Annotated in this window: 6 protein-coding genes; 4 read left to right on the top strand and 2 right to left on the bottom strand. The window is 47.3% G+C overall.

Annotated elements, in window-relative coordinates:
* Window positions 1-252: 252 nt before the first annotated feature.
* The 4 genes from AAKU64_RS21795 to AAKU64_RS21810 all read left to right on the top strand — a co-directional run bounded on the left by AAKU64_RS21795 (window position 253) and on the right by AAKU64_RS21810 (window position 6295).
* The gene (locus tag AAKU64_RS21795) at window positions 253-855 is read left to right on the top strand and encodes a hypothetical protein (RefSeq protein WP_354363014.1); all 603 of its coding nucleotides are present in this window, start codon (window positions 253-255) and stop codon (window positions 853-855) included.
* 1065 nt (window positions 856-1920) lie between these two features.
* Window positions 1921-2658: a PEP-CTERM sorting domain-containing protein gene (locus AAKU64_RS21800; protein WP_354363015.1), complete on the top strand. Its 738-nt coding sequence runs from the start codon at window positions 1921-1923 to the stop codon at window positions 2656-2658.
* Window positions 2659-2788: 130 nt separating this feature from the next.
* Complete coding sequence (locus tag AAKU64_RS21805; RefSeq protein ID WP_354334767.1) at window positions 2789-5191, top strand: WD40/YVTN/BNR-like repeat-containing protein; 2403 nt, start codon at window positions 2789-2791, stop codon at window positions 5189-5191.
* 597 nt (window positions 5192-5788) lie between these two features.
* A complete protein-coding gene (locus tag AAKU64_RS21810) occupies window positions 5789-6295 on the top strand; it encodes a hypothetical protein (protein WP_354363016.1) in 507 nt (168 codons plus the stop codon).
* A gap of 70 nt (window positions 6296-6365) precedes the next feature.
* Here the strand turns inward: AAKU64_RS21810 and AAKU64_RS21815 are convergent, their stop codons facing one another.
* Together AAKU64_RS21815 and AAKU64_RS21820 are read right to left on the bottom strand one after the other, a co-directional pair.
* The gene (locus tag AAKU64_RS21815; protein ID WP_354363018.1) at window positions 6366-7073 is read right to left on the bottom strand and encodes a helix-turn-helix domain-containing protein; all 708 of its coding nucleotides are present in this window, start codon (window positions 7071-7073) and stop codon (window positions 6366-6368) included.
* A gap of 75 nt (window positions 7074-7148) precedes the next feature.
* Complete coding sequence (locus AAKU64_RS21820; protein WP_354363017.1) at window positions 7149-7442, bottom strand: hypothetical protein; 294 nt, start codon at window positions 7440-7442, stop codon at window positions 7149-7151.
* Between the last annotated feature and the right edge of the window lie 330 nt (window positions 7443-7772).

A 7772-nucleotide genomic window follows, 5' to 3' on the forward strand; every position in this document is an offset into this window, starting at 1 on the left:
TGATTCTTGACATACTTTGCTCTCCAAAATGATCCAGTCTGGACAGTGCATGAAATTATTTGCTGTTCATAGATGGTAGCGTTGGACGCTTACACATTTATAGGCAAATTGAAGAGTTTACTTTCAGTATCAACCTGCAATATCTGATCAAAATTTCTCGTGCTATCGTCTACAACATCAACCGGTCCTGTACTACAAATACCTTTTTCTTCTATCTGGATGGATAGAATTGATGCCGCTTTGCATGAAGTCATGGAAGAGAAATATTCCGGACGACGAATGGGAGCAAGTCTCAAATGCGCTGAGTTTGCCATTTTAGGCGCTCGGGTTCTTCGGTTAATGTCGGGGTTGTCTTATCATGCAGTAGCGGGAAGTCAAATTGTTGAATTTGGCAACCAACAATTCACCTTAATCTCTCCTACCCGCTCAGAACGCCGGGGCGCAAAAAAATTAGCGGACATTCGCCAATACCATTGCTGCATAGAATGCGATCATGCAACTCCTGGAAAAAACACCAATCGACTGGAATTGATCGATTTTACCGACCGTTACACCGATAAAATTGCTAAACTTTTACGTCATCCACCGATTAATTTCCATCAGAGAAATTATTTTTGGGAGTGGGCAGATGCAGTTGATTTTCCTATCCCTGAGAGTCTTATCGCTCATCCATCCATCCGCCCCCGAAAATCAGGGTGGCGCTGGACCGACAATATCTGTACGCGATTGCTCGATAAATATGAGTCTGAAAACCACGTGTATTTTTCAATTACGACCCCACAAATTTTGCATAGATTAGCTGACCACACTGAGACATTGATCCGAGAATCGGCTGACAGCAATGGCTGTGTTTGACGGATTTTTAGGCGCGTCTTATCGTTGACAAATGAAATAGTAATTTCTCGGCGACTGGTGAACTCGTTGCACTCTTATTGAAATTACCTGCTTTTGGAAAGCTAAGCTTCGTCCGTATTCCCATTTCAAGTCGTCAATTTCAAAACGCCAAATTCTGCGCTGGCAATTATATTGCCGAATTAAAGCGACACCTCGAATGATCGCGTTGTTTTAGCTACGGCAAACACAACCGAAGCCAGCAAAAAACATGTTAACGCACCCCTTACGAGGAAATAATCTAATCCGACTTTCCGGCGTCGCCGGTCAATCTATACACATTTGATAGGCACAAAGGCTAAGCAAGGACATTTTTTTGCAATACGTAGTCAACACCGACTTATTGATTGAAGGTGACTTGCAAAGAAAATTGATATTGCCATTAAAAAAATATAGAAAGTCTGAAAAACATTTTCAGAAGAGCTTGGAGTCAACCCTCAGGCGGTGCATGGTTGGATAAATACGGGAAAAATCAGCAAAGGTAATCTGCAGAAACTTGCTGTCACACTAGGAATACCAATTTCATTTTTTCTAAAAAATGGAATCGAGAAATCGAAAAATAATATGAGAGTTGAACAAATTATCAGCATGCTAGAAGGTTTGCCATCAAAAAAAGTTAAAGCAATTTGTACATTACTGGATATCGAATAACGACTACAAGCTTGGCTTGTTCATTTGTTTGACGGACATGACAATATCAGACTAACTGTCAATCGCGACAACTCTAGGGCCGTTTCTGGCAAATCAGAAATTCCTTGCTCAGGTTTCGAATTTCATTTTCTTAGCGCGTTTGTTCTAATTACAACAGAATTCACTTCTAACAGTTGTTGACGCTTCATAAATGCAATATTATCAAGAAACATCGATTTTTCGGTGTCAATTGTACGTAGCTGCTTCATCAGATTGCATTCTCTTTTGGTCAAGAATTAGACTTTGGGGACTGCGCTCATACACCTTCAAAAAATTAATATCGGGAGATCCGTTGTGCTTAATTTTTCAAAATCAGTCTTGACCGCCGTCGCAACGGCGATGCTCTGTCTCAGCGCCACTTCGGTTCATGCCGATGTCATGCTCACATTCGACGGTAGCAATGTCACACAAAATGATTGTACCGGAGCGATGCAGCCAACCTGCGTGACGACAGCCGCAACCAGTTTCCAGGAGAGTATGGTGATCGCGTCGATGCCGCTTAGTACCACCGACACCAGTTTTGGCGCTGTAATGCAGTCCAACGCGTTCTATAATTTTGCATATATGCGGTCGGGAACCCCCTACACTCCAACCATGAGCTCGCGCGTAAACAACGCTATCACGGGCGGACAGTCCTTCACACAGCTCGACAACACTTTCGATAACTCTAGCACTAGCGGTAATTCGAGCGCATTGATTTACTCGGACGTGATATCCGATACAACCGACAATACCGGCAATCGCACGCAACAAGAATACAAGATCAGCTACAACCTGTTAGGCGGTTTTATTTCTAGCCAGTTTTACACGAGCTTAACGAGCGATACTTTGTTTTCGTTCTTCACCAACAACCTAGGGAACATTGGCGGCTCCTTTGACGAGTTGGGGACTACTTCGACGCTCGATCCAGTCGGGCTTGGCCTCAGTCTCTATGCGTTTACCGAATTCACTGGTGATGTCAAGTTGATCGATGTTCAAAGTGTGCCTGAACCAGGAATGCTCGCTCTTTGGCTGGCTGGCCTAGCCAGCATCGCTGGTGTCAGGCGAGTACGCCAGTCCGCTGAAAAGCAGACATGAAGTCGAAGTGAATTAAGCACTAAACCATGATGTTCGGACACAAGCTGCTCTTCATGCATGGCTAAGCGATATAGCGAAAGCGGTTCTGCGCGCCCGAATCAATGACTGACGTATTTATAGGAGTTTGTAAATGAAGTCTCATAAAATAATGCAACAGCTTGCACTAACCGCTCTGATGGCCGCCACCGTCAACGCCTTCGCTGGCAATAACGATGAATCCTACACGCCTAAACCATTTGGCCCGCTAGGTGGCTTAGCGCATAATGAAACTCAGTCCATGTATGATCGCGGCGACTGGTTAAAAATACGTTTTTCGGGTAGTTTGGGAAAGGATTTCTTCGGTCGTGCGTTGGTACAGATTCAAGCGCAGGCTGCGCGTCATCCAGAATTATTGGCAGGTCACGTTGCACCTGTGTTTATCCCTAAGTGGCGCTCGATCGGCCCGATCGCTGCGCAAATCGCACAAAACGGCATCGCGCAAAATATCGTCGACAGTGGTCGCGTCAACTCGATCTTGCCACATCCGACTGATTCCAACACTGTGTACGTACTGTCGTCAGGCGGTGGTTTGTGGAAGACCACGAATTTCAATTCAAATGCTCCGACCTGGCAAGCATTGACTGACGCCGGCGTGACAACCAGCGGCGGCGCGGCGGCACTCGGCAGCAATCCGAATACTATCTACATGGTTTTGGGCGATCCGTTCGACGGTATCAGCCTGCTGGGTGGTTATGTGCAGCGCAGCACCGATGGCGGAAATACGTGGAGCCTGCCGCTGAACTTACCAACTGCCACAACCTCACTCGATTTGAAAGTCGATACCAGTGGTTCAACCGATACTGTGCTTGTTGCCACCAACGGAGGTTTATACCGCTCAGTGGACGGGGGCATAAGCTATGCTCCCGCTAACGGTATCTCCACCAGCATGACAGTTAGCAGCTTGGCCAAGACATCGGCCGGCTGGCTCGCCGTTGCGTACGCTCCGGGTGCTGCATCTTCGATGTTTGTTTCAACTGATGGAGGCGCAAACTTTGTACCAACCGCGAACAACGGTAATGGCTACACAGGTGCATTCCGTGCGACTTTGGCGGTCGGTGCGCCCGGCGACAAGATAGTGTACGCGATCGCTGCTGCGTCGAATTCAGATCAACAAGATATGTTCCGTTCCGTAGACGGTGGGCAGACCTGGACTGCACTTGGCCTGAACGGGCGCGCACCCGTGAACCCGAACAGCGATCAGCCGGACTTGAACGTCATGCACGGACAGGCATGGTACAACCAGATGGTGATCGTCGATCCTAGCGATACCACCCGCAATACCGTGTACTTCGGCGGCAATTTAAGTACCGTTAAGTCGACCGACGGCGGTCAGACCTGGACCGTGCAAACCAATTGGCTTGGACAATTCGGACTAGCCTATACACACGCCGATGCACACACTGCTGCGATTTCGATGGCAAACGGCATCAAGCGTATTTTTTATGGCAACGACGGCGGTTTGTTTATCAGCGACGATGGTGGCACAACTTGGAATGATCGTAAGAATATCGGTCTGGTTGATCATTTGACGTATTCGCTGGCCACCTCGGGCACGGATGCTTCCAGTGTAATTACCGGCCTGCAGGATAATGGTACCCGTTTGCGCATCAACGGAAGCGGCGTTTTCAACCAAACTTCTGGCGGCGATGGGTTCGGCGTGGGCTGGAGTCAGGCCACAGGCAAAGCCGTCATAGGCTCCTATGTGGGTAACAGTATCTATTATTCGACGGTCGCTCCAACCGACCAGAGCATGTGGAATTACCCGACCATCAGCCAGGATGGTTGTCACAGTAATGGCATCGATATCTGCAATGCCTACTTTTACACCACGATCTACACCCCGACTGCGGCGGCCGATCCTACTGGTGGCGTGTTCTATGCACGTAGCTTCCATGAATTGTGGCGTACAGCCAATGGTGGCGCATCTTGGAACTCGATCTCTAGCACCGACCCGAATGCGCAGGGCAATTCGATACGTGCGGCTGATCATGTGATCGGCGTACATCCGACCGATGGCAACCGAATTGCGGCCGCAGCGTCTGGACGCCGCGTACGTATCACGACCGACGCCGGCGCCTCCTGGACAACTCAGCGACTGCCAACCAGTGTGACCGATGGTTTCAACAGCAATGTGGCATGGATCAATAACACTTCGATGTATGTTGCTTCGGAAAACGCCAACTTTCAATCATCAGGATGCTGGCTAGCCAAGACCACAGACCTCGGTGTAACCTGGAGCAAGGCGTGTAACGGTTTACCACAATTACCTATCTCCAAGGTGCTAGTCAGCCCGGCTGACCCAAGCGGCTTGACTGCCTATGCTGCTACCTGGATTGGCGTATACAAGACGACTAACGGGGGCTTGTCCTGGGATCAGTTTGGCGCTGGCTTGCCGGTTGTGCATGTAACTGACCTTTACATGCCTGCCCGCGGCGGTTTCTTGCGCGTGTCGACGTATGGCCGTGGTATATGGGAAATTCCAACGCCGCGCTAAACCCGTAGGCATAGGAGTAGCTTGCAATAAGAAACGGAACTCGCTCCGTAATGCCGTTCATTTAAAACTGGACGGCATTTTATTTATTGCTCGTACTTTTTTTGCTTCAAAATTTATGTAGAACATTGACTCACGTTTTGCACACAATTCTATCTATCCGGATTAAGGGGGATCGGAGTAACGACGTTGCATTACTAGGAATCCACAAACGCTAGCATCTTATCAACCAAGTTCCTTTGAGGGAAACAGCCAAGCGCAACACCATCCGACGGCCGAGCCCACCTTTTTAATTGATCTATACGACTTCTCGCGCTGGCCGGCTAAAGTAGCGGTGCAGCTTAATAGTTTCAAGAGGATCTGTCTGAATTTAGATTCGGTGGAGAACTTACGATCCCCTGGCAATGGAGGGAAGATCAAACCGAATGGGTAATATTTCAGCGCTCAAACGAATACAAACTTGAAAGAAAGTTTTTATTCGTCAAAAAAAGTCAATTCACCTACGAAGAGAAGTATTTTTTCTATGCGATTGCTATAAAGCTGGGGTAAGATTTTATTGAAAAATGGCTAGTCCTCTACTCTTGCTTCGCTAGTTGAAAAATGAATAAATATCATCTTGACAGTAAAAATATTTTTACAGAATTTTTTGTCAAGCAACAAAAATTTGACGAGATGAGTATTGATATCACTAACCGAATTACAAAGATTTTAATTCTCGTTGAAGAAGAACAGATTGCATTAAAACTAACCGAAAATATGCCGAATGTTACTGATATCAGCCACCGTAAATGGCAAGTAAGCATCCTGCAATTTGCAACAGATATCAATAAGCTTTCCGAACTAACTCAGAAGCTACATTTTCAATATTTAATGGACGCAAAGGTCTGCATCTTAAGCGGAAATAAGAAGCTGAACTATTTACGGCGGCTCATCTCTAATTACGAAACTGAACTCTCAACCGATTTAAATGAGCGTGCGATGAAATCACTTTCCGACTATCAAACATTGCTGAATCAGATTGATCGTTTGATGACAATCACCGCCGGTAATGTTGCCAACATTATGTCGATTTCTTCCAGTATCAACGATTTGGTTGCAACTAACTAATTAGCTCCATCTCATATTGATGCGACTAGGAAGGATACTTGGTAGAGATCAAATCGACTGCTTTATCTCATTATGTTGCGCCAACAGTGTAACGTCGTCGGTAAGCGCCAGGCCGACACTTCACAATTTTGTTGAAGGCGACGCTAAAAGCACTCTCTGAGGAGTAACCAACGGTGCTTGCAATTGAAGAAATACTTGCGCCTCCCGCTTGCAGAAGCTCACAAGCAACTTGCATCCTCCAGTGTGCTAAATAATCCATCGGTGCCAAACCGACCATTTTCTTGAAAGCAGGTGCGTAGCTTGAGCGTGACATGTTCGCGATGTTCGCGAAAGCATCAATTGACCACGCTCTGCCGAAATCTGAGTGTATTGATTCGAGTACCTTCGAAAGTTTAAGGTTCGAAACGGCGACCAGCCAGTTTTCTTCGTTCTTTGCTGAGAGCAGATAAATTCGTAATGTTTGTAATAACATGATCGGTGCAAGATGATTCAAGATAAGAGAATGACCGACCTCCATATTGCGCAATTCCGCATTGAATACATCAAGACTCCAACGCAACACGGCAGCTTGTTCAGAATTTCCAAGTATATGTATCACGGGGGGAAGTCTTCCGAACATCACTTGCGGAAGATGGCCTTCGAATCGAAAAATGGTAGCTACTATAATTACGTCACCACCACCTTGCCATTCAATAACTTCAATGCGATAACGGTATCGTTGATGTAAATGGTGAGCGTATAAATATGCTCGTAACCGACACGCTAGATGAGAGCCAATCCTACGACGTAATCATCGTTACTTTGCTCGCGCATCAAGTCGATGCCGTATTGCCTGCGTTAGAGCGCAGCGCTGTTAAACAGCGCAGAGAATTTTCCACTTCAATTGAAATTCAGCGTCACGGAAATTTTCGCCGATCCAATGGCCGCAAGGGCTTCTGTGAATCTCTCTGGAAACGCCCCGCGCTGACAACTGGAAAATTAACGACGCTGTTTGACAGGTCTTAGGATTGGCCGTGCTCCCCATCGAGAATTTGCCGCCCTTAATCGTGACCATGGGTGGTGTGATCACCACATCGGTGGCGGCCAATAATGGGCTACTGACGCTTGCCAGGGTGAGCAACGATAGAACGAGGAAATTTTTTTTCATTGGATGTGTCTTGAGAAAAGGAAGCCTGAGCTGGCCAGCTGTGATCGGCGATCACGTGCCGGCAAGATCGCACAGTTGACCGATGTGGACGAGCGGCAGGTGACGAATCGACAGCAGCACCGACCAAGCGCAAGCAGCAAGGACGGATCGCAAGACCGTGAGCACTTGATGGCCCAGCTTACATCGCCCTGAAGAGATGAACGTAGGCGCGGCTGACCCGTATTTGGCCGGCGTGGGGCGTTGGTGCACTTAAAAGTTGAAGTAAAAAGTACCCCAACCCCGATCATTTATGCAGGAACTTTCTGACTACGGACGGAGTTTGGGCGTCCA

Origin of the sequence: Undibacterium sp. GrIS 1.8 (genome assembly GCF_040544445.1) — a bacterium.
Lineage (GTDB): Bacteria > Pseudomonadota > Gammaproteobacteria > Burkholderiales > Burkholderiaceae_D > Undibacterium.